At 53.2% G+C, this 21,336-nt stretch carries 20 protein-coding genes; 10 read left to right on the top strand and 10 right to left on the bottom strand.

The features are described 5' to 3' along the window. Window positions 1–28 precede the first annotated feature (28 nt). On the bottom strand, window positions 29–820 hold the full coding sequence (locus AC6CHM_RS05555) for a TSUP family transporter (protein WP_498172319.1): 792 nt from the start codon (window positions 818–820) through the stop codon (window positions 29–31). A 173-nt stretch (window positions 821–993) separates the two neighbouring features. On the opposite strand from AC6CHM_RS05555, the gene AC6CHM_RS05550 reads away from it, so the two are divergent. The 3 genes from AC6CHM_RS05550 to cobM are packed head-to-tail and all read left to right on the top strand — an operon-like array spanning window position 994 to window position 2,585. Beyond that, entirely contained in the window at window positions 994–1,422 is a 429-nt protein-coding gene (locus AC6CHM_RS05550; protein ID WP_115052679.1) for a tellurite resistance TerB family protein, read from the top strand. Next, a complete protein-coding gene (locus AC6CHM_RS05545; RefSeq protein WP_115052680.1) occupies window positions 1,422–1,814 on the top strand; it encodes a cobalamin biosynthesis protein in 393 nt (130 codons plus the stop codon). The genes AC6CHM_RS05550 and AC6CHM_RS05545 overlap by 1 nt, the downstream gene beginning before the upstream one ends. Window positions 1,815–1,823: 9 nt before the next feature. Next, complete coding sequence (gene cobM / locus AC6CHM_RS05540; protein ID WP_115052681.1) at window positions 1,824–2,585, top strand: precorrin-4 C(11)-methyltransferase; 762 nt, start codon at window positions 1,824–1,826, stop codon at window positions 2,583–2,585. On the opposite strand, the gene AC6CHM_RS05535 is transcribed toward cobM, so the two are convergent. Next, a complete protein-coding gene (locus AC6CHM_RS05535; protein WP_307285908.1) occupies window positions 2,571–3,326 on the bottom strand; it encodes a cobalt-precorrin-6A reductase in 756 nt (251 codons plus the stop codon). The two genes, cobM and AC6CHM_RS05535, sit on opposite strands and share 15 nt — an antisense overlap. Next, entirely contained in the window at window positions 3,319–4,434 is a 1,116-nt protein-coding gene (locus AC6CHM_RS05530; protein WP_307286615.1) for a cobalt-precorrin-5B (C(1))-methyltransferase, read from the bottom strand. The genes AC6CHM_RS05535 and AC6CHM_RS05530 overlap by 8 nt, the downstream gene beginning before the upstream one ends. Before the next feature lie 105 nt (window positions 4,435–4,539). Between AC6CHM_RS05530 and cobA the strand changes: the two genes are divergently transcribed. From cobA to cbiB, 4 genes are read left to right on the top strand one after another with little or no spacing between them, the layout of a single operon-like run. Further along, the gene (gene cobA, locus AC6CHM_RS05525; protein ID WP_354344521.1) at window positions 4,540–5,379 is read left to right on the top strand and encodes a uroporphyrinogen-III C-methyltransferase; all 840 of its coding nucleotides are present in this window, start codon (window positions 4,540–4,542) and stop codon (window positions 5,377–5,379) included. Then, window positions 5,376–6,674 carry a cobyrinic acid a,c-diamide synthase CobB gene (locus AC6CHM_RS05520; RefSeq protein WP_498172318.1) on the top strand — a complete coding sequence of 433 codons (1,299 nt, stop codon included), beginning with the start codon at window positions 5,376–5,378 and terminating at the stop codon, window positions 6,672–6,674. The genes cobA and AC6CHM_RS05520 overlap by 4 nt, the downstream gene beginning before the upstream one ends. After that, entirely contained in the window at window positions 6,674–7,684 is a 1,011-nt protein-coding gene (gene cobD, locus AC6CHM_RS05515) for a threonine-phosphate decarboxylase CobD (RefSeq protein ID WP_498172664.1), read from the top strand. Before AC6CHM_RS05520 ends, cobD begins: the two co-directional genes overlap by 1 nt. Window positions 7,685–7,713: 29 nt before the next feature. Continuing rightward, window positions 7,714–8,694, top strand: a complete 981-nt coding sequence (gene cbiB / locus AC6CHM_RS05510) for an adenosylcobinamide-phosphate synthase CbiB (RefSeq protein ID WP_498172317.1) — start codon at window positions 7,714–7,716, stop codon at window positions 8,692–8,694. 13 nt (window positions 8,695–8,707) lie between these two features. On the opposite strand, the gene AC6CHM_RS05505 is transcribed toward cbiB, so the two are convergent. Genes AC6CHM_RS05505 through AC6CHM_RS05490 form a run of 4 tightly spaced genes read right to left on the bottom strand, consistent with a single transcriptional unit; the run spans window position 8,708 to window position 13,286 of the window. Further along, entirely contained in the window at window positions 8,708–9,544 is an 837-nt protein-coding gene (locus AC6CHM_RS05505) for an ABC transporter permease (protein WP_354343997.1), read from the bottom strand. Further along, a complete protein-coding gene (locus tag AC6CHM_RS05500) occupies window positions 9,541–10,488 on the bottom strand; it encodes an ABC transporter permease (protein WP_336439852.1) in 948 nt (315 codons plus the stop codon). The genes AC6CHM_RS05505 and AC6CHM_RS05500 overlap by 4 nt, the downstream gene beginning before the upstream one ends. Window positions 10,489–10,519: 31 nt before the next feature. Continuing rightward, a complete protein-coding gene (locus tag AC6CHM_RS05495; RefSeq protein ID WP_498172315.1) occupies window positions 10,520–12,001 on the bottom strand; it encodes an ABC transporter substrate-binding protein in 1,482 nt (493 codons plus the stop codon). A 13-nt stretch (window positions 12,002–12,014) separates the two neighbouring features. Then, window positions 12,015–13,286: an acetylornithine deacetylase/succinyl-diaminopimelate desuccinylase family protein gene (locus AC6CHM_RS05490; RefSeq protein ID WP_115052688.1), complete on the bottom strand. Its 1,272-nt coding sequence runs from the start codon at window positions 13,284–13,286 to the stop codon at window positions 12,015–12,017. A 161-nt stretch (window positions 13,287–13,447) separates the two neighbouring features. On the opposite strand from AC6CHM_RS05490, the gene AC6CHM_RS05485 reads away from it, so the two are divergent. The 3 genes from AC6CHM_RS05485 to AC6CHM_RS05475 are packed head-to-tail and all read left to right on the top strand — an operon-like array spanning window position 13,448 to window position 17,963. Next, complete coding sequence (locus tag AC6CHM_RS05485) at window positions 13,448–16,300, top strand: molybdopterin oxidoreductase family protein (protein ID WP_498172313.1); 2,853 nt, start codon at window positions 13,448–13,450, stop codon at window positions 16,298–16,300. Continuing rightward, window positions 16,297–17,064, top strand: a complete 768-nt coding sequence (locus AC6CHM_RS05480; RefSeq protein ID WP_115052690.1) for a 4Fe-4S dicluster domain-containing protein — start codon at window positions 16,297–16,299, stop codon at window positions 17,062–17,064. The genes AC6CHM_RS05485 and AC6CHM_RS05480 overlap by 4 nt, the downstream gene beginning before the upstream one ends. Beyond that, the gene (locus AC6CHM_RS05475; RefSeq protein WP_498172312.1) at window positions 17,064–17,963 is read left to right on the top strand and encodes a dimethyl sulfoxide reductase anchor subunit family protein; all 900 of its coding nucleotides are present in this window, start codon (window positions 17,064–17,066) and stop codon (window positions 17,961–17,963) included. The genes AC6CHM_RS05480 and AC6CHM_RS05475 overlap by 1 nt, the downstream gene beginning before the upstream one ends. Before the next feature lie 5 nt (window positions 17,964–17,968). On the opposite strand, the gene AC6CHM_RS05470 is transcribed toward AC6CHM_RS05475, so the two are convergent. From AC6CHM_RS05470 to AC6CHM_RS05460, 3 genes are all read right to left on the bottom strand, one after another. After that, window positions 17,969–18,901 carry a lipid A biosynthesis lauroyl acyltransferase gene (locus tag AC6CHM_RS05470; RefSeq protein ID WP_307285880.1) on the bottom strand — a complete coding sequence of 311 codons (933 nt, stop codon included), beginning with the start codon at window positions 18,899–18,901 and terminating at the stop codon, window positions 17,969–17,971. Between the two features lie 6 nt (window positions 18,902–18,907). Continuing rightward, entirely contained in the window at window positions 18,908–19,936 is a 1,029-nt protein-coding gene (locus tag AC6CHM_RS05465; RefSeq protein ID WP_337354593.1) for a zinc-binding dehydrogenase, read from the bottom strand. 116 nt (window positions 19,937–20,052) lie between these two features. After that, on the bottom strand, window positions 20,053–21,330 hold the full coding sequence (locus tag AC6CHM_RS05460; protein WP_336439860.1) for a beta-ketoacyl-ACP synthase: 1,278 nt from the start codon (window positions 21,328–21,330) through the stop codon (window positions 20,053–20,055). Window positions 21,331–21,336 lie beyond the last annotated feature (6 nt).

The raw sequence follows: 21,336 nt of genomic DNA, 5'->3' as shown, positions 1-21,336 counted from the left end.
GGCTGGTATTGCCGCTTGAAGTCGGACTTTAGAACAAGTCCGACAGCCACACACGGACTGGATTGTCGCTGTCAAGCAGAAGCTTGGTTGCCAAGGCCAGACATACGATGATGAGAAGCGGCTTGATGATTTTCGCGCCATTTTTCATAGCCATGCCAGCGCCAATGCGTGCACCAATGAACTGCGCCACTCCCATCAATAAACCGATTTTCCAGTTGATTGCGCCAAGAAATGCGAATGTTATGAATCCGCCAAGATTTGACGAGAAGTTCAGCAGTTTCGTGTGAGCAGTGGCTTTCAACAGGCCAAAACCTGCAAGGGAAACGAAAGAAAGCATGAAGAACGAGCCCGTGCCGGGCCCGAAAAGCCCATCATAGAAGCCGATCAAGGGAACGATGCAAAGGCCAAAAATAAAGGGTGTAAGGCGCTGCGCACTGTCCACATCGCCCATATTGGGTTTGACAGCAAAGTAAAGCGCGATTGCTATTAGCAACAATGGCAAAAACGCGCGCAGCACGTCTCCGGGCAAGAACCCGGCCAGCAGAGCACCCCCAACCGCTCCAAGCGCTGCCATCAAGGCTGACGGCAGCTGCTTTTTCAAATCGACATGGCCCTTTTGCGCGTATGCCACGGTTGCGGAAGCCGAACCAAAAAGCGATTGCAACTTGTTGGTCCCGAGCGATTCTATTGGTGACATGCCGGCCAGCAATAGCGCAGGTACTGTCACCAACCCGCCTCCTCCCGCAATCGAGTCTATGAAGCCTGCCGCGAAGGCGGCAGCGATCAAAATCAAATGAACATTGTCGAAAAAGGCGGACATGGCGGGAGACTCGTTTGAACGAGGCGGACAATAGTTGGATTTTCGCGTTTGGCGAGCGGTTTTGCGGGACAGTTATAGGGCTTGATGCGATTAGGCGCCCGCTGTGTTGTTTACGCACTTGAATTTGCTGGGTTGCGCTGCAATCAATTACGTCAAATCATTTCGGGGGTATAATGAGCGAGAGCATTTTTGATCGGATCACAGCGTTTCTGGGCACAAAGAGCGCGGTGCAGAAGGTAGCGGATGATCCGGTGCTCACAGCCGAACTTTTGCTGCTTTTGCATGTGGCGTTGGCGGATGGAAAAACTGAAAAGGCTGAGTATGCTGCGATCATGCGGATAGCATCGACCGATTTTGGTATTTCGCCCGACGAATTCGGAGAAGTTGCTGAATACCTCAAGGACTTTGGTTATGAGACCACCAGCAGCCAAGCGGCGCTGGCCTTTGCGGATGTTCCTTTTGAACGCAAGGTGCAACTGCTGCGCCATCTTCTTACGATCGCAAATGCGGATAATGAGCTTGATCCCAAAGAAGCCAATCTTATCCGCAAGACTGCGGAAATGTTGGGCGTAACTCCGGAAGAGCTGCATAAGTCTCATTAATGGAAACCTATACTCTTGGGCTTGGGTGTGAGCGCGGTTGTGATCCTGCCGAGCTGCTTGCTCTAGCAGAACACGTTATAACCACCGCCGGACGCGATATTTCGCGGCTAGCCGGTCTATTCACTATCGATCAGCGGATGAACGAGCCAGCGATTGTCTATGTCGCCACCCGCCTAGCAGTTCCTTTATACGCATTTGATGCCGCCAGGTTGGAAGTGGAAACGCCGCGCTTGCTCAATCCGTCTGCGCAGGTTTTCGCGCTTGTGGGTTGTCACGGCGTCGCTGAAGCTGCCGCGCTGGCGGGTGCGGGATCCAAAGCGCAGCTAATAGTTGGCAAGACAAAATCAGCTCACGCCACCGCGGCACTTGCAGTTTACAACGCAATCCCATAGCGAATTATCATGATTGTTCATTTTATTGGAGCGGGCCCCGGTGCCCCGGACCTTATCACAGTGCGGGGATTGAAGCTGATTCAATCTTGCCCTGTTTGTCTATATGCAGGCTCACTCGTCCCGCCGGAAATGGTTGCGGAGGTGCCGGAAGGCGCGCGCGTGGTCGACACGTCTTCGCTCAATCTCGATGAAATTATTGCAGAGTTTGAGTTGGCGCATGCGGAGGGCAAGGACGTAGCGCGTGTCCATTCCGGCGACCCATCGATTTATGGAGCGGTTGCCGAGCAAATGCGACGGCTGGATGCGCTGGGTATTGAGTATGACGTAACGCCGGGCGTGCCTGCCTTTGCTGCAGCAGCTGCCGCGCTTAAAAAGGAACTTACCGTTCCTGAGGTGTGTCAAACCATTATCCTCACCCGGACTTCGATGAAATCGTCCGCCATGCCAGCAGGAGAGGAGCTTGCGACTTTAGGCAAATCCGGTGCCACCATGGTGATCCATTTGTCGATCCGTAATTTGAAACGCATTGAGGAAGAGCTTTCCCCGCTTTATGGCGATGATTGTCCCGTCATTATCGCCTATCGTGTGGGTTGGCCGGATGAACAATTTCTTCACGGAACACTTGCAGATATCGCCAAAAAGGTTGCCGATTCTGGTTTGATGCGCTCCGCGATGATCTTTGTCGGGCGGGGATTATCCGCCGACGGCTTCAGGGATTCAGCGCTTTACCATAAGAGCCACAGCCACACATTGCGTTCAGGTTCCAAGTGAATTCAATGTCTCCCTGACAAAACCGATAACGCTCTCCACGTCGGGCAATGTGCGGATTTCTGGGCGACGCGGTCGTTCAAGCATGATGACAGGAATACCCAGATCGCGGGCCGCCGTGATTTTGGCATAGGAGGCCTTGCCGCCCGAATTGCGGCAGACGATGTGGGTGATCCGCTTGGCGATAAGAAGGCTGGCCTCGCTTTCAACGGTCCCCGGTTTAGACAATTCCAGCTCGAAGTCGACAAGATCAAGGGGTGCTTCAGGCGGATCGATCATGCGAACCACGAAGTGCACGCTGTTTCGCTTGGAGAATGTTGCGATATGTTGTTTGCCAAGCGCCAGCAGCACCCGTGCCTTTGATGGAATAGCATCTGCCGCCTGCGCCAATGTATCGACCACAATCCACTTGTCGCCAGGTTTCTTAAGCCATGCAGGACGTTCCAGTCTTACAAATGCGATCGGATTTACAGTTGTGCTGGCAAAAATAGCATTATCCGATATTTGCGTGGCAAAAGGGTGGGTCGCGTCAATTAACAGCTTGACGTTTTCGGCCTTGAGATAGTCTGCCAACCCTTGAGGTCCGCCAAAGCCGCCAACGCGGATTTCGCCCGCAATTTTTGCAGGCGCGAGGGTCCGGCCGGCTAGTGATGAAATCACGCGCAGATGCGGTGCTTGCAAACGGGATGCGAGTTTAACTGCTTCCGCCGTGCCACCCAGAATGAGAATTGTTGTTTCAGACACGGGCGAGTACAGTCCCTTTGCGGTCAGTCACAATAACCTCCACGTCGACAGGGGCACCCTTCAGTGTATCAATTGCGGTCTGTTTCGCCTTGATGGCAATTGCGTGTGCAAGGTCAATCCCAAGCTCTTGAGTTATTTCAAGCACTTCCTGGGCCGTATTCGCATTTAGAATCCGGTTTCTCTCGGCTGGGGCTAGCCCGAGGTTTTCCGCCTCGTCTGCCAGAAAGGTCATATCAACCTGGCTGCGGCCTGAATGAAGATCGAGAGCGCCTTGCGCAAGCTTGGTCAGTTTCGCAAATCCGCCCGCAATTGTGAGCCTGTCAATTGGGTGCACACGCAGATATTTGAGCAATCCTCCGGCAAAATCCCCCATATCGAGAAGTGCAATCTCAGGCAGATTGTATATTGCCTGAGCAGCGTCCTCTGACGTGGATCCTGTTGCGGCAAGAACGTGTTTCAGTCCTGCTGCACGAGAAACATCAATGCCACGATGAATGGAATGTATCCAGGCAGCGCAAGAAAACGGGTGAACAATTCCGGTTGTCCCCAAGATGGAAATGCCGCCAACAATTCCGAGGCGGGGGTTCCATGTCTGCTTGGCCAGTTCTTCGCCGTCCGGAACCGATATTGCGATTAGCAGATCCGCTGGCAAATCATATTCTGCGCATATTTCTTCGCATATCTTTGTCATCATCTCGCGGGGCACCGGATTTATAGCGGCTTGCCCGGGAGGAATGGGAAGGCCGGGCAGTGTAACTGTGCCAACACCTTCGCCAGCGGCAAACTGAATGCCGCTTCCCGGCGGTGCCGGGAACACCGTGGAGATTATGGTTGCACCATGTGTAACATCAGGGTCGTCTCCCGCATCTTTTACAATTCCAGCCATTGCGTAGCCTTCACCAATCGATTCTATGGCAAGCTGGAAGTGTGGAACTTCGCCTTTAGGCAAAATGATTGCCACCGGATCAGGAAATTCACCCGTGATCAGCGCGAGCAATGCTGCTTTGGTTGCTGCAGTTGCGCATGCCCCGGTTGTCCAGCCGCGGCGCAAGGGGGCCCCGCCGGGTTCGTGTGGTTTGCGCAAGGCGGTCTCAGGCTCGTTATTCATTCCAACCTTATAGACCAGCTTGTGCAATCGTTGCATGATTTTTCCGACAGGTGCATTCTTGCAGACAGAAAAATTGTGCTATGCGCAGATGAACGAGGTTAAATGATGCGCGCAAAGCGGAATAAGCTGCCGAAATTTGAGATTGGACATGTCTGGCTTGTTGGAGCCGGACCCGGTGATCCAGGACTTTTGACGTTGCATGCAGTCAATGCTCTGGAGCAGGCCGACGTGATTGTCTATGACGCGCTGGTGAACGAAGAATGTCTCTCATTTGCTGGCCCGTCCGCTGTTTTGGAATATGCCGGCAAGCGCGGTGGTAAACCTTCACCACAGCAACGGGATATCTCTCTTCGGCTCGTTGAGCTCGCCCGTGCGGGCAAGCGGGTGCTCCGCCTGAAGGGTGGCGATCCATTTGTATTCGGCAGAGGCGGCGAGGAGGCACTTACCCTTGTCGAACATGACGTGCCGTTCCGGATTGTTCCCGGCATAACTGCTGGCATTGGCGGACTGGCCTATGCCGGTATTCCCGTTACCCATCGAGAAACCAATCAAAGCGTTACCTTTTTGACAGGGCACGATGCCACTGGCCTTGTTCCCGATTCGATGGACTGGAAGAGCATTGCACAGGGCTCTGCCGTTATCGTCATGTACATGGCGATGAAACATATTGGTCTTATAGCTTCGCGCTTGATGGAGGCGGGCCGCCCCTCTGACGAACCTGTCGCATTCGTCTGCAATGCCACTACCGCTCATCAGCAGGTGCTTGAAACAACGCTGGAGAAAGCAGAGTCTGATGTGGAGGCTGCTGATCTCAGGCCTCCGGCCATAGTGGTCGTTGGGCAGGTCGTTCGACTGCGTGGTGCGTTGGACTGGCTAGGCGCGCTTGAAGGTCGCGTCCTGACAAATGACCCGCTCGGTACGCGGCGCGCGAAGGATGCCGGATGAAAGGTTTCCTGATTGCCGCGCCCTCATCAGGTAGCGGAAAGACAACGGTTACGCTTGGCCTTTTGCGGGCATTGCGCAATTTGGGCGTTAATATTGCTCCCGCAAAAGCAGGTCCGGATTATATTGACCCTGCCTATCATGCGGTTGCCGGTGGCGCGCCGTGTGTCAATCTTGATCCTTGGGCCATGCGGCCCGACCTCATCAGTGCGCTAGCCTCCAGGCACGCAGAAGGCGACAAGACGTTGATCGTTGAGGGCATGATGGGGCTGTTTGACGGCGCTTCGGATGGCAAGGGCTCTGCCGCTGATCTGGCCAAACATTTATCCCTGCCCATTATTCTGGTTGTCGATTGTGCCCGCCAATCGCATTCAATTGCCGCACTTGTCAGTGGGTTTCGTGATTTCCGGCGAGATGTCATGATTGCAGGACTTATTCTTAACCGCGTTGGCAGTGCGCGTCATGAAATGATGCTGCGTTCTGCATTGCAGCCGGTCGGGATTGCCGTATTGGGATCATTACCCAAAAGCGAACAATTGCAGCTGCCGGAAAGACATCTTGGCTTAGTGCAAGCAGGCGAGCACCGTGATCTCGACAATTTCCTTGAAAATGCTGGTTTGATGGTCTCCGAACGAATTGATATCCACAGCATTCTCGACATTGCAGGACGATATGGCTCATTGGAATCGATGGCTAACATCAAGCGCGTTCCTCCGCTGGGGCAGAGGATAGCGGTGGCGCACGACAATGCTTTTGCGTTCTCCTATTTTCATTTGCTGGATGGTTGGCGCAGGCGTGGTGCTGAAATCAGCTTCTTTTCTCCGCTTGCCGATGAGGTCCCTGCCGCGAACAGTGATGCGATTTATTTGCCTGGCGGCTATCCCGAGCTTTATGCGGGTAAGTTAGCCGCAGCCAACCACTTTGCCGAAGGGATGAAGCAGGCAGCGGCCAAAACAATCCCAATCTATGGTGAGTGCGGTGGCTATATGGTGCTTGGCGAAAGCATCGAAGATGCTGCGGGAGTTTCACATAGAATGCTCGGTTTATTGCCTGTTGAAACAAGCTTTGCAAAGCGCAAACTGCATCTGGGCTATCGACGACTGACGCCCGTCGAAGGGTCGCCTTTCCACACGCCCTTGACCGGACATGAATTTCACTACGCGAGCATTGTGCGAGAAGGAAAGGCACACCGCTTGTTTCATGTTAGCGATGCTTTGGACAATGATCTGGGCGATGCTGGTTTGCGCGTCGGTTCGGTCAGTGGTTCCTATATGCATGTAATTGATTTGGTTGGATGATGCAGATTGAACATGGAGGCGCCCTTGATGGCGCTGTAGCGCGGTTTGGCGGTGCGCCGTCGGATTGGATTGACCTTTCGACTGGCATTAATCCGGAATTGTTTCCATTGCCCGAGATTGGGCCGGAAATCTGGAACAGATTGCCGGATCAGAAGCTGTTAGCCACGGCAATTGCCTCAGCGCGGCGCTACTACGGCACCCGCGCTGAGGCCGGTATTGTCGCTGCGCCCGGCACTCAAGCTCTGATACAAATATTGCCGGAATTGATGCAAGTTGGTGAAGTCACGATCATTGGTCCCACATATCAAGAGCACGAGTTTTCATTCAAACAGGCTGGATGGCATGTTTCCCATCAGACTCAAATTGGCGAAATTCCTCGATCTGCAAAGATTGTTGTGATGGTCAATCCTAACAATCCCGACGGTCGGATTGTGCCTGCGGAAATCTTGATTAATCTTGCCAAGGAAATGCATGGCAGAGGTGGATATCTCATCGTGGATGAAGCCTTTGCTGACCCCCATCCAGAATGCAGCGTCGCTGCATATGCAGGCATGGATGGGCTGATTGTTCTCAAATCATTTGGCAAGTTCTTCGGCCTTGGCGGACTACGTCTCGGTTTTGCTTTGACCACCCATGCATATGCTGAGCGATTGGAACTGAGGCTTGGACCATGGGCCGTATCCGGGCCAGCGCTTGCCATAGCAGCCCATGCGTTTTCTCATGCGAAGCTTTTGAGCGAGTACACCTCGAGATTAAAAATTCGCCGCAAATTGCTCGCAGATGTACTTTCGAAAGTTCAACTAATCGAGATTGGTGGAACGATGCTGTTTTCTCTAGTCAAATTCGATGAGGCGCATCGGCTTCATGACACATTATGCGAGCAGCGTGTCTTTACCCGGAAATTTAATAATGCGCCGCAGCACTTACGGTTCGGACTCCCGCTCGATGAGTTGGCAGCGAGCCGGTTGCATAAGCGACTTGCCTTGGCACTGAGTGCAATCCAGAACTGATATTTTGATTCAACAGGATAGAATCTATAATGGAAATCAACCTCTTGATCCTGTTTCTTGCCCTGCTGGCAGATCGTTATTTTGGCGACCCCGAATGGTTGTGGAAAAAAATACCGCATCCGGTTGTTATGTTTGGCAGAGCTATTTCCTATGTGGACAAGCGCTTTAATGTGCCGGGCAATTCCGACCAGCGGCGTCGGCGCGATGGTTTTCTTGCTGTGCTGGGACTTTTATTGCTTTCCGCGGCCATTGGCTTCTTTGTGCATCTGGCATTACGGACAATTCCGCCTTTTGGTGGTTTGATTGAAGCTATTATCGTCGCTGTTTTCTTGGCGCAGAAGAGTCTTGGCGATCATGTTGAGAGGGTCGCAATAGCATTGCGCGAAGAAGGGCTGATTGGCGCACGGCATGCTGTTTCAATGATTGTGGGTCGCGATCCGGACGTTCTGGATGAGCCCGCGATCAGTCGGGCTGCCATTGAAAGTCTCGCGGAAAACACCTCGGACGGCATCATTGCTCCCGCGTTCTGGTTTGTACTGCTCGGGCTGCCTGGTCTATTCGCCTATAAAATGCTGAACACGGCTGATTCCATGATCGGACATTTGAATGATCGTCATCGCGATTTTGGCCGCTTTGCCGCAAAGCTGGACGATGCTGCCAATTGGGTACCGGCGCGTTTAACTGGTTTGTTGATCGCTTGTGCGGCTTGGGTCGCTTACGGTTACCGGGCCGCCAAACAGTCTTTCGATGTCATGATGCGGGACGCTCGCTTGCATAGATCGCCAAATGCTGGCTGGCCTGAAGCGGCAATGGCGGGGGCAATCGACGTAGCGCTGGCGGGCCCGCGCATTTATGGCGGCGTCATCGCAAATGAACCAATGTTGAATGGTGCTGGGCGGCGGGACGCGGGCTTGGAGAATATCGAGGATGCTTTACATGTTTTCAGCACAACAACAGCGATCTTCGCGATAGCAGTTCTTACCCTTTTTATTGTTGGCCTGTTTTTCTAGAGCAAGCGCACTATCAGCGCATATAGCGCAATTTGGGATCGAGAAAGTCTCTAAGCCCGTCGCCAAGCAAATTGAGCCCGAGCACTGTCACCATGATGGCCAGTCCTGGAAAAAGGGCCATGTGCGGCGCGAGGCTGATCATGGTTTGTGCCTCAAACAGCATTCGGCCCCAGCTTGGCATTGGCGGTTGAGCGCCGAGTCCGACATAGGACAGCCCTGCTTCAGCAAGAATGCCGAGGGAAAACTGGATTGTGCCCTGTATAATCAAGACATTGGCCAAGTTCGGCAGGATGTGATCGAGGGTGATACGGCCTTCACCTTTGCCGATGGCCCGAGCGGCAAGAACAAATTCCCGAACCCAAAGCGCTAGCGCCGCTCCTCGCGCGACACGCGCGAACACTGGAATGTTGAAGATGCCGATGGCAATGATAGCGTTAACGGCTCCAGGGCCAAAAATGGCGGTGATCATGACGGCCGACAGAAGGGCAGGGAAAGCAAAAATGAGGTCGTTGAATCGCATAAGCATCTCGTCGACAATGCCGCCGCGGGCAGCCGCCCAAAGTCCCAATGGGACACCGATACCAGCGCCAATCGCAACCGAAACAAACGCGACGAAAATCGAAGCGCGGCTGCCGACCATGATCATAGACAGGATATCTCGACCGAAATGGTCTGTACCCAGCCAGTGCGAAATGGATGGCGGCTTTAACTTCGCGACTATATCAAGCGCTGAGACGCTGTAGGGCGTCCACAAGAACGATAGACCAGCCATCAATGCCACGATAAGCGTGATGATCGTTCCAATCAGAAATGACCTGTTGCCGATCAGACTTTCGAATTTGCGGCTCACGTGCGGCTCCACAAACGCGGGTCGACAATGGCGTAGGACAGATCAACGAGGACATTAACTGCAATCACAGTAGCCACGAGAATCATGACGACACCCTCTACCACTATCAGGTCGCGTTGAGTGATTGCTTGGAATACCAAGCGCCCCAGACCCGGCAGGTAGAATACATTCTCCACGATGATTGTACCGGCGAGGAGAAATGAAAATTGCATGCCAAGTATAGTCAAGACGGGTATTAGCGCGTTACGCAACGCATGATGATAAAGCACTTTGCGCCGTGACAGCCCTTTGGCACGGGCAGTGCGTATATAATCTTCGCCGAGAACATCTAGCAAAGAAGATCGGGTTACCCGAGCAAGAATGGAAGCTTGAGGCAGGGCCAAGGCAACCGATGGCAATATCAGTGACTTTATGCTCGGCCAAAAGCCGTTTTCCCATCCAGCGAACCCGCCAGCTGGCAAAAGACGTAACACAACTGCAAATATATAGACGAGGAGCAGAGCAAACCAGAAATTCGGGATTGCTACGCCAACTTGCGCAATTCCCATCGCAGTCGTGTCTGCTGTGCTGCCGCGCCTTGATGCTGCGAATATTCCAATCGGAATGGCTATTATTGTCGAAAGAGCGAGCGAAATCAGCGCCAAAGGTAGGGAAACCGCAATCCGCTCTTTAATGAGATCAATTACCGGAACCGAATAGGTGTAAGACTTGCCAAAATCTCCGGTCAGCAAATCGCCCAGCCAACTGAAATATCGTAAAATCAGGGGTTGGTTAAATCCCATCTGATCTTGCAGGGCTCGAACGGCGTCTTCGGTAGCATTCATGCCGAGCATTAGTCGCGCCGGATCGCCCGGCACAACTTCCAACACGGCAAATACAATGATTGATGCCGCCAGCAACGTAAGGATGCCAATAACCACGCGTTTTGACGCGTAGCTCAGCATGCCATCCCTTTTTGAAAGCCAGGAGTCATCTTTAATCGGCCCATTTTACTGCGGTCAAATCATTTGCCTGAATTGGCCCGTTCTCCCAAAGGCCCTCGATTTTTACGTCCCATATGCCGGTTTTTGGCAATTGAAACAAAAATGCTGCGGGTTCGTCGGCTGCGAGCAGCTTTTGCGCCTGCTGATAAAGCTCAATGCGCTTTGGTCCATCGGAAGTTGCATCTATCTGCTTGATCAATTCCTTAAACGGAGCGCTGTCATAGTTGAAATAGTAATCATCGCGCGCAAAAATGTTGAGATCGTTTGGCTCGGTGTGAGAAACGATTGTCATGTCATAATTTTTATTCTTGAAGACTTGGTCGAGCCATTGCGCCCATTCTACCGGGATAATTTCGGCTTCTATCCCAATCTCACGCAGTTGAGCGGCAATAATCTCGCCGCCACGCCGTGCATAGGTCGGGGGTGGCAATTTGAGCGTTATCTTGAAGCCGTCGGCATAACCAGCTTCAGCCAAAAGCTTCTTGGCAAGTTCGGGATCATAGGCCGTTTCTGCCGTCAAATCCAAATAGGCCGGATGATGTGGTGGAAAGAATGAACCAATCGGAGTTCCAAATCCAAACATGGTTCCATCGATAACCGTCTTGCGGTCAATTGCATGTGCAATTGCCTGACGCACTTTGACGTTGTCGAAGGGGGGCTTCTTATTGTTCATGCCCATCACTGTTTCGCCTTCGGTCGTGCCGATCACGACCTTGAAGCGCGGATCTGCCTGAAATTGAGCAATGGTTTCATAGCTGGGGAAAACCGGAAATGCCTGCACATCACCCGCCAAAAGAGCCGCTGTTGCTGCCGCTGGATCGGGGATAATGCGAAACGTGGCTTTTTCGAGCGTTGCTGGCGTTCCCCAATAGTCCGGATTTTTCGCGATGACGATCTGCGATCCCTTTGCCCAGTTTTCCAATTTGAAAGGGCCGGTGCCGATTGGCTTGTCCTTATTGGTATCGGCGCTTTCCGGCGCAACAATAACCGCATCGCCCCAAGCCATATTATAGAGAAAATCACCGCTCGGTTGTTTCAAAGCCACTTTGACAGTCAGCGGATCGACGCTTTCGACCGTATCTATCGCAGCAAAGAGACCCTTCTGGGCATTGGTTGACGTGTCGCCTCGAGCTCTGTCGAGGGAGAACTTCACATCGTCCGCATCAAATGTCGTGCCATCGTGAAATTTAACGCCCTTATGCAGCTTGAACGTATAGACCTTGCCGTCGTCTGATTTGGTCCAGCTTTCGGCCAAAGCGGGCAGGACATCACCTTTCTGGCCAATGCGCGTCAAACCCTCAAATATATTGGCATATACGATCTCATCGATCGCCGCTGCGGCGCCGGCTGTCGGATCAAGATGCGGCGGCTCCAATACAATGCCGAGCACGAGATCCGTCTTCGCTGCAAATGAAGCGGTTACCGAGAGCAGGGCGACTGCCGTGCCGAACAAAAATGCTTTCCAGATATTCATTCAGCGTCTCCCATTAAATCGAACCGGACAGTAGCACTTTCAGGCCAAGAGCCATCACTTTGGCTGACTCGATCATATCTTCAATACCGACATATTCATCCGGCCGGTGGGCAAGATCGAGAATGCCCGGACCATAGGCGATGCAATCGTGCAAAAGCCCGATGCGTGCAATATGTTTCTGATCATATGTTCCGGGCGAAATCACATATTCCGGTTCTTTGCCGAAAACAGAGCGAATCGCCTGTGCTACTGCCGTTACGACAGGAGCGTCGCGCTCGGTCATCAAGGGCTGAACTTCCATGATGTCGCGAATTTTGTAATGGAACTTTGGCCGTTCCCATTGAAGGCGGTCCAGGATTGATGTGACCTCGCGCTTGACCTCGTCAATATCCTCCTCAAGCAGGAAGCGCCGATCGATTGTAAGCCGGCATGAATCTGGAACATTGGGCGAGGGCAGCCCCGAAAAATCATCGGTTTGTCCGCCATGAACCGAGTTGATATTCATCGTTGATCGCCGCGCGCCCTCGGGAACCACCGGCATCCGGGTTTCTTTCCGATCGAGGGCGGGAAAAAGTTCTTTCTCAAATGCATCAAGAACTGCACCCATATGCCTGACTGCGCAATCACCAAGAAATGGCATCGAGCCATGCGCGATCTCGCCCTTGGTTTCGATCTCCGCCCACCACACGCCGCGATGACCAAGGCAAATACGATCCTTGTTCAGTGGTTCGGGAATGATCACGTGATCAACCCGAGGTTTGGAAAAGAACCCCTTGCTAGCAAGATAGGCTACGCCGCCAAAGCCGCCGGACTCCTCGTCCACTGTGCCTGAAATCTCTATGGCGCCAGCAAAATCAGGGTAGACTTCGAGAAAAGCTTCTGCAGCTATAATTGAAGCGGCGAGACCGCCTTTCATGTCGCATGCGCCACGACCGTAGATTTTGCCATCCTTGACGACACCTCCAAAAGGGTCGACGGTCCAGCCTTTGCCGGTATCTACGACATCAATATGCGAATTGAAATGAACGGTCTGGCCAGGAGTGCGACCATCGAAGCGCGCAAGGACATTTGTCCGTGGATATCGGTCCGTATCGCCAGGGGTTCCTTCAGCGCGAATCAATTGCGTTTCAAAACCACTCTTCTGCAATCGTTGTGCGATGTACTCTGCGCAGGGGGCGTAGGCTTCGCCCGGTGGATTAATCGTCGGAAAGCGTATCAACTCTTGCGTGAGTGCGATCAGATCGTCACGTCGTTTATCAATCGCGCGGGAAAGCTTTTCGTCCATTCGCCTATCAAATCAGGCGGTATCCCGATTTGGCAAGAGGCAAGTTTCGCAACGATGGCAAATTGCCGCTTTCCTGGTGAGATGTCGTTTGAGTGTTTGGTAGATTGGAATTGTTCTTATAAAACAGCATGCGAAGCTGATGATGATCGGGGCAACACGACATGAATTCCGAACCACGCCTTGCCCTGTCCGAGCCGGTTGGTGACGAGATTGCCAAAACGACTTGTTATATGTGTGCCTGCCGCTGCGGCATTGATGTCCATTTGAAGGATGGAAAAGTTCGCTACATCGAGGGCAATCGCGATCACCCGATTAACAAGGGTGTGCTTTGCGCCAAGGGCTCAGCGGGAATCATGCAGCATTATTCGCCCGCGCGATTGCGTGCGCCGTTGCTCCGCACGGGACCGCGCGGATCGGGTGAATTTAGGGAAATCAGTTGGGACGAAGCGCTTAAGCTGGCGGTCGATTGGCTGCAACCAATCCGCGATACAGCACCGCAGAAACTCGCTTTTTTTACGGGCCGAGATCAAAGCCAGGCATTGACGAGCTTTTGGGCTCAAAATTTCGGGACGCCTAATTATGCGGCCCATGGCGGGTTCTGCTCAGTCAACATGGCAGCCGCTGGCATTTATACAATCGGCGGGGCATTTTGGGAGTTTGGCGCACCGGATTGGGACAAAACAAAGCTGTTCGTACTCTTCGGTGTGGCGGAAGATCATGACTCCAATCCCATCAAGATTGGCATTTCAAAACTTAAGAAGCAGGGCGCGCGCTTTGTTTCGGTCAATCCGGTTCGCACCGGATATTCCGCTATCGCCGATAATTGGATTGGCATCCGGCCGGGCACAGACGGTCTGCTTGTCCTGAGCATTATCCATGAGCTGTTCCGGACGGGTAAGATCGATCTGGACTATCTTGCCCGGTATACCAATGCGCCTTGGCTGGTAATCGACAAGGAGGGCCACGAAGATCACGGCCTGTTCTTGCGCGATGATCTTGGAAAAGCGCTGATTAGAGACCGAAAGACAGGCGCTGTCGTGCGTTTCGATGAGCCGGGCCATATTGCCGATCTTAACGCTGAATTTACGACAGCAGATGGACTCAAGGTGCGCAGCGTTCTGCGGTTAATGGCGGAGAAATATCTCGATCCGAAATATGCTCCTGAAGCTGTTGCGGCTGAAACCGGTGTTTCAGCCGCAACAATTAGCGGGCTTGCGGCAGAGATTGCGCGCGTAGCCTTCGAAGAAGAAATTATCGTCGAGCAGCCCTGGATCGATATGAAGGGCGAGCAGCATGAGGTCATGATTGGGCGACCGGTCAGCTTCCACGCCATGCGTGGCATTTCTGCTCATTCCAATGGCTTTCAATCGGCCCGCGCCTTGCATGTGTTGCAGACAATCATTGGTTCCATCGATTGTCCTGGCGGCTATCGTTACAAGCCGCCCTATCCAAAACCTGCTACGGCGCACCCCCGGCCTCATGGTCGTTCGGAACATGTGACGCCGGGAAAACCTCTGGCTGGGCCACATCTCGGATATCCATTGGGTCCGGAAGATCTGCTTGTTGATGCTGAAGGCAAGCCGCAGCGGATAGACAAGGCGTTTTCGTGGGAAGCGCCACTCTCTGCCCACGGCATGATGCACATGGTGATCGCCAATGCTCATGCGGGCGATCCTTACCCGATTGACGTGCTGTTTCTGTACATGGCGAATATGGCCTGGAACTCGTCGATGAACACGCGTGGCACGATCAAGATGCTGGAGGAGCGTGACGAGGCAACCGGCGAATATAAGATTCCGAAAATTATCTACTCCGATGCCTATTCATCGGAAATGGTTGCTTATGCCGATCTTGTCTTGCCCGATACGACTTATCTCGAACGGCATGACTGTATCTCACTACTGGACAGACCTATTTCTGAACCGGGGGCCGTATGTGATGCAATTCGCTGGCCTGTCATCAAGCCTGACCGGGATGTACGCGGTTTCCAATCGGTATTGATAGACCTTGGTGCTCGGTTGAAGCTGCCGGGCTTTGTGAACGAGGATGGTGAGGCGCTCTACAAGGATTATGCCGATTATATCGCCAATCACCAGCGCAAGCCGGGTATTGGTCCATTGTCAGGTTGGCGCGGCGCTCAAGCCGATAGCGAGGGCAGGGGCGCTCCCAATCAGGATCAAATTCAAAATTATATTGATAATGGAGCCTTTTGGACAAAACACATTCCGCAGGAGGCATTGTATTTCAAACATCACAATGCCGCGTATCAGCAATTCGCAATCGATATGGGCTTCTTCGATACTCCCCAGCCGGTGACGATTCAACTCTATGTGGAGACGTTGCAGAAGTTCCGCCTTTCCGCAGAAGGCATTCGAAAACCCTTTGCGCCATCGCAATACAAGCAGCGCCTGCTGGAATGTTTCGACCCACTGCCGGATTGGTACCGCCCGTTTGAAGAACAGGGTGTTGATACGACGGAATTTCCGTACCATGCGATTACCCAGCGCCCGATGGCCATGTACCATTCATGGGGTTCGCAAAATGCCTGGTTGCGCCAGATCCACACGAAAAACCCGCTATATGTGCCAGGTGTCATCTGCGATGAGATCGGGTTGAGTGATGGAGACTGGGCTTGGATTATCTCCCATCATGGCCGGATCAAATGTGAAATTGCCCGTACTGATGCCGTGAATGGCAAAACCATGTGGACATGGAACGCAATTGGCAAGCGTGGCGGAGCCTGGGCGCTTGAGCCAAATTCGCCCGAGGCCACCAAGGGATTCTTGCTGAACCATCTTATTCACGAGTTGCTACCACCGAAATCCGATGGCATGCGCTGGTCTAATTCCGATCCGATTACCGGACAGGCGGCATGGTATGATCTGCGCGTACGAATTGAGAAAGCTGAAATTGGCGAAGGGTTTAGCGAACCGCATTTCAAGGCGATAAAGCGTCCTGGAAGCCAAAAGGAGCCGCCGGAAGAAGTGCGTTATGGGCAGGAGTGGGCGAAATGACGAGTCTGCCACACAGCCCTGCCTCAAAAAAACTGGGTCTGGTTATCGACCTTGATGTTTGCGTTGGTTGTCATGCCTGTGTCATCAGTTGCAAGGAGTGGAACACGGGTGGTTATGGCAGCGCCTTGTCTGACCAACATGCCTATGGCGCAGATGTATCTGGCACATTTCTCAATCGCATTCACAGCTTTGAAGTTGTTCCGGAAGGTGGCCTGATCATCGGCGAAGCGGGTGAAGCCCGTGTGGTACATTTTCCCAAGTCCTGCCTGCACTGCGAAGATGCACCTTGCGTAACGGTGTGCCCAACGGGAGCCTCATACAAGCGTGCAGAAGACGGTATAGTGCTGGTGGACGAGGATAAGTGTATTGGCTGCGGGCTTTGCGCCTGGTCATGCGCCTATGGTGCCCGGGAAATGGATCTGGCTGCCGGCGTGATGAAGAAATGCACGCTCTGCGTTGACCGTATCTATAATGAGACATTGAAGCAGGAGGATCGTGTTCCTTCCTGCGTCAGAACCTGTCCGGTCAATGCTCGGCACTTTGGTGATCTTGGTGACCCGAATTCCGATGTTTCCATGATGGTTGCTGAGCGGGGTGGTTTTGATCTGATGCCGGAACAGGATACAAGGCCGACGAATAAATATTTGCCCCCACGTCCTCGTAGTTCATTGAGTGATGTTGCACCGATTATTCCGCTTGCGGAAAATACCGAAGGTGCGCGTGGCTTCTTTGCATGGCTCGACAAAACGTTGGATAGAATCTGATGCATCCAGCGTTTTCGATGATCATTTTCACGACCTTATCGGGATTGGGCTATGGCCTAGCCATTGTGCTCGGCCTTGGCTTTTTCGATCCTGCCATGGTTGCAACAAAGCTAGCCTACCTGACCTCGCTAACTCTCATTGCAACAGGCTTGATTGCGTCGCTTTTCCATTTAGGAAATCCACAACGCGCTTGGCGGGCGCTGAGCCAATGGCGTTCCAGTTGGTTGTCGCGTGAAGGTGTCATGGCAATCGCTACCTTTGTTCCCTTTACGTTAAGCGCCGGTTTGGCAATTTTTGCCAATCGGTATGATGCGACTCTGGGTTTGATCAGCGTGCTCGGTTCGCTATTGACGGTCTATTGCACGTCAATGATTTATGGGTCGCTGAAGACTGTAGACTCTTGGCACACAAGGCTTACGCCCCTCTGTTTTATATCGTTTTCACTGGCTGGCGGCTTTCTGCTGGCAAGCACTTTTTCCGGTATGCTTATACTCGAGCTGTTGGCCGTGCTGTTATTATTGACAGCGCTCATCGCCAAGGTGGTATGGCGCAATCGCATCGCGACACTCGTGCCACGTTCAACACCGGAAAGCGCAACCGGGCTCGGTTTTATCGGAAAGGTCCGGCTGTTTGAGAGGCCCCACTCACTCGATAATTATCTGACACGTGAGATGGGTTTTCGCGTTGCCCGCAAACACGCTGCCAAGCTATGGATCATTTCATGGTTGAGCGGCGTTGTATTGCCTATAGTGGCTTTACTATCTGCCATGGCGTTGGGAACCGGCCTGCCAGCGCAATTAATACTCGCTGTCGCTGCTGTCAGCCACTTATTGGGGATATTTGTGGAACGCTGGTTGTTTTTTGCCGAGGCAAAACACGCCGTGACCAATTACTACTAAAGGCGCTATTTGTTCCAGCGTTTGTGGAACCACATCCATTGGCCGGGATATTCACGAACCCAGCTTTCAACCTTGTCGTTCAGTGCCTGTGCAGTGGCGGCAAGGTCAACGGCGCCTTTTTCATCGCGCGGCAGTTGCATCTTCTCTTCCAATTCCAGACGGAAGCGTCCCCCCGGCAGGCGAATGCAGCGTGCGGGATAGACATCACACTCATATTGACGCGCAAGTTTTGCCAATAGAGGATTGGTTTTACAGGGGCGATCAAAGAAAGTCGTGGGAATGCCGCGATGGAACTTTTGATCTACCAGCATACCCACATTGCCATCGGCATTCAAAACACTGGCAAGTGACCACGCTGCGCCCGCTTTTGATGGAACGAGGTGGCCCATATTCGTACGGCGAGCGCCCAGAATTTTCCTTGCAACATAGGGATTATTCGGTGGACGGAACAAGGCAGTCACGTTCAGTTCAAACGTTGCGGCACAGATCGGGAGCAATTCAAAATTACCCGTGTGACCGGTGAAGAAAATATGAGGCCGGTCTTTTTCGTCGCGGATGCGCTCAAAGATTTCGCGGCCCTGTACCTCGATCAATCCCGGCTTGTCACTGTGCGGATCGTAATCGAAGATTGCATCAAGGAAGACATATTCTGCCGTCAACCGCGCCATGTTTCCCCACATGTCGCGCGCGATCTGCTGTAGTTCTTCTTCCGGTCTGTCCGGATAGGCTTTGCGCAGATTGGTCATTGCAACACGGTGGCGGCCCATCAACGGGCCGATTTTGCGCGCAGAAGCATCGATGAAATCCATCGCAGCCTTGGCGGGCAACTGACGCAAAAGCCAAAGTATGCCGAATATAATATTTGCGGAAAGCCAGTAGTTGACCGATTTCAACTTCTGGCTCCACCGATACAGAGCTAGCTTTCTATCAAGTTTCATAAGGGATCAGTTGACGCGCAGAATGATCTTGCCAAAAACATCCCGGCCTTCCATTCGCTTCAGGGCCGTATCAATGTCATCAAAGCCGACTTCAGTATCGATGACAGGCTGAACCAGACCTCGCGCCATCTTCTGCATGGCATCAGCCATGTTTTCCATGCGGCAACCGAATGAACCGAGCAGCTTCAATTGTTGCTGAAACAACATCATCAAATTCATGCTGGTAGAGACACCGGATGTCGAGCCGCAGGTCACGAGCCGTCCACCGCGTCGAAGCGATAGCATGGATCCCGCCCAGGTATCGGCCCCGACATGCTCGAAAACAACGTCTACGCCCTTCTTCTTGGTCAGTTTGCGGACAACGCCTTCAAAGCGGTCCTCGCGGTAATTTATGACATGATCCGCGCCAAGCGCCTTGGCTTTTTCAATCTTGTTGTCAGAACCTACGGTGGTGATGACAGTACAGCCCATCTTTTTGGCAAGCTGGATTGCAGCCGAACCAATGCCGGATCCGCCTGCATGGACCAGAATGGTTTCGCCGGACTCGAGCTTCGCGTTGTCGAAGAGCATATGCTCGACGGTCCCAAATGTGACCGGAGCAACTGCGGCGCCAATCTCGTCAACACCGGGAGGTGCAGGGACCAGTAGCCGGGCCTTCAGATTCACCTTCTCTTGAGCAAAGCCATCAAGATGGAAGCCGTGCACGCCGGAGACATGCTCGCAAAGATTATCGCGACCTTCGCGGCATGGGCGGCATAGACCGCAGGTTTGTGCGCCATAGATCGAAACCAGTTGTCCTGGAAGCAGATTGCTGACGCCCGGGCCGATAGCATCCACGATGCCGGATGCTTCCGCACCAATTGTCAAAGGCATTTTGCGCTTGGCAAAGGCCATGCCGCGCCAACCCCAGACATCAATATGGTTGAGCGCAACCGCTTTGATGTTAACAGTGACTTCGCCGGGGCCAGGGGGAGGCGGAGGAGCGACGTCGACGATTTCAAGTTTGCGATCTTCGATCAGCTGTAGTGCACGCATATCCGTTTCCTTGAGTGGCGCCGCTAAAGGCAGGTAGCCGCTCATTTGTGGGTTGCGCAATTCCGGACGGGAAAACCGGATCCCGCATTTGAAATTGCTCTAATTCAGGTTCCGGATTAGTTCGGTTCTGCCGTCATGACAAGACACGTATTTTGTCCGCCAAATCCGAAGGAGCTTGAAAGCACCGCTGAAACCTTTGCCTCACGCTTCACGTTGGGAACGACGTCGAGCACGATTGCAGGGTCGGGATTGTCATAGTTGATTGTTGGCGGAATAGTGCCGGTCTGAATTGTCAGAACTGAAAAAACGGCTTCGATAGCGCCCGCAGCAGTCAGCGTATGGCCGATCATCGACTTGTTGGAGGAAACCGGTAACGAGGATATGCGGTCACCAAAAACCGTCGAGAGGGCCAAATACTCCATCTTGTCGTTTTCCGGAGTTGAAGTGCCGTGGGCATTGACATAGTCGATGGCATCTTCCTTGATCCCCGCATCGTCCAAGGCTGCGCGCACGGCACCAATCGCCGGAGAGCCATCGGGCTTTGAGCGTGTGCGATGGAAATCATCTGCCTTTTCGCCGCAACCACGCATGATTCCGAGAATATTGGCGCCGCGGCCGACAGCAGATTCCAGCGATTCCATAACAAGCGCGCCGGAACCTTCGGCCATGACAAAACCGTCACGGTCCTTTGAGAAAGGCTTGGCGGCCTTGTGGGCAGGTTCATTGTGGGTTGAAAGTGCCGATAGCAGCGAGAAGCGGATAAGCGCTTCTGCCGACACGGAGCCATCAGTTCCGATTGACAGGACGCGGTCGCTTTCGCCACGCCGGATAGCCTCGACACCAAGTTGGATTGCAGTTGCACCTGATGCACATGCGGTCGACAGCGTGATGGGCAGTCCGCGCGTTCCGAACTTGTCGGCGATACATTCTGCTATAAAGCCAAATTCGGCCGTGTTGAACATCGCGCTTTGCGGTGCCTTTCGGCACGCTGCCAGCAATAGATCGTAACCGGGTTCGCCTTCGGACTTTACCAGTGCATCAAGCGCGAAGCGGTTGCGCCATTCGAGTTCCACGGGTGGCGCTGCGAGAAACAAAGGCCCGCCGAAATCATCGATTGGAAAACCGGCTTGCGCTATGGCCTCTTCAGCGGCAAGGGAAGCCAGTTTCTGCGAAAGTGCTGACGCTCCCTGACTGCTCTCTTCAAGAAAATCCACAGTCCCGGCTATTTGCGTGCGCAGATTGTCGAGCGCAAAACGCGTTATGGTGTGAATGCCGGAAGTTCCCGAGGTCAGAGCTGCCCAGTTTTCTTCCTTGCCTTGTCCAAGCGAGGAGACGACACCAAGACCAGTAATCGCAACCAGGGGGCGACCTAGATGATCAGTATATTTGGACATTGGAAT

Source organism: Phyllobacterium sp. GQ127, from assembly GCF_059758635.1.
Note: the sequence above shows the minus strand (reverse complement) of the source record. Positions and strands in the feature narration are given on the sequence as shown.